The organism is uncultured Campylobacter sp., from assembly GCF_937997595.1.
Classification (GTDB): domain Bacteria; phylum Campylobacterota; class Campylobacteria; order Campylobacterales; family Campylobacteraceae; genus Campylobacter_B.
The window spans coordinates 1-1,055 of the sequence record NZ_CALKTS010000072.1 but is presented as its reverse complement, the minus strand read 5'-3'; the positions used below and the strand labels follow the sequence as shown (position 1 = coordinate 1,055).

1 protein-coding gene and 1 pseudogene are annotated in these 1,055 nt (G+C 51.6%); both read left to right on the top strand.

Annotated elements, in window-relative coordinates; all coding sequences use genetic code 11:
* A partial coding sequence (locus Q0614_RS02360; RefSeq protein WP_298786280.1) for a molybdopterin dinucleotide binding domain-containing protein occupies positions 1–376 on the top strand: 376 nt, incomplete at its 5' end.
* 228 nt (positions 377–604) lie between these two features.
* A pseudogene (locus Q0614_RS02355) lies at positions 605–1,055 on the top strand (hypothetical protein); the annotation flags it as partial.

Genomic DNA, 1,055 nt, shown 5'->3' with positions numbered 1-1,055 from the left:
AAATTTCGCCGAGGTTAGCGGCAGAGAGCCGGTGCTGATAAATCCAAAAGACGCCGAAGCTCGCGGACTTGCGAACGGCGACATCGTGCGAGTTTTCAACGACCGCGGCGAAATTTTGGCAGGCGTGCTCGTTACCGACATCGTGCCTGAGCGCGTCGCAGCGATCTGCGAGGGTGCGTGGTACGATCCCGAGGTTTGGGGCGAGAAGAGCCTCTGCCAGCACGGCTGCGTAAATGTGCTTACGTTTGATAAGGGCACGTCAAGTCTCGCACAAAGCAACTCGGCTCACACCGTTCTAGCGCAGATTGAGAAATTTAAGGGGGAGATTAAGCCGATACAGGCGTTTGGTAAACCGAAAATCCTACAATCTTTGTAGCGCGTCGTCTTTTAAGCGTCTTTGAATGAGCTAGAAAATTTCGCCCTGCGACAGGCTAATTGCCTAGTCTTGGGACGAAATTTTCGTCGCAACATTCAAATCCATCTTAAAATACTTCCGCTTGTCTTTTTGCGTTCAAATTTTGTAATCCGTCAAATTTGAACGCAAATTTTGCGCGTATTAAAAACTCTGCTAAAATTTGCTCAAATTTAGCCCAAAGGTCGAGCCGTGCAAATCCCGAATTTGATCCGAAATTTTATCCGCAAACGTATCGTTTCAGAGTGCATTTTACTGCCTTCTCTCTACCCCGACGAGGGCGAGTTTGAGAGTTTTCAGGAGGGGTATAGGCTCGCTAGCCGCAAAACGGGCGAGGAGCTTGCAGACGACGCACCCGGGCAGTGGCGCAAGAGCTGGCGGGTCATCGCGCGTAACGGCATGGACGATCCGTTTTTCGTGGATTTTGCCCTGGGGGACGCTTCGCCCGTGTATTTTGCCTATCACGGCGCTGGCTCTTGGGAGCCGATCAAGGTCGCGGACGACATCGTTAAATTTGAAGAAATTTTAACCGCTCTTGCCGCGCTTGAGGCGCCTTGCTCGCTTGAAGCGATTGCGCCGCTTGCGGACTTAAACAACGAATTTTATCGCGAGCTGGTGGACGACTACGCGCAGCAAGATGAAG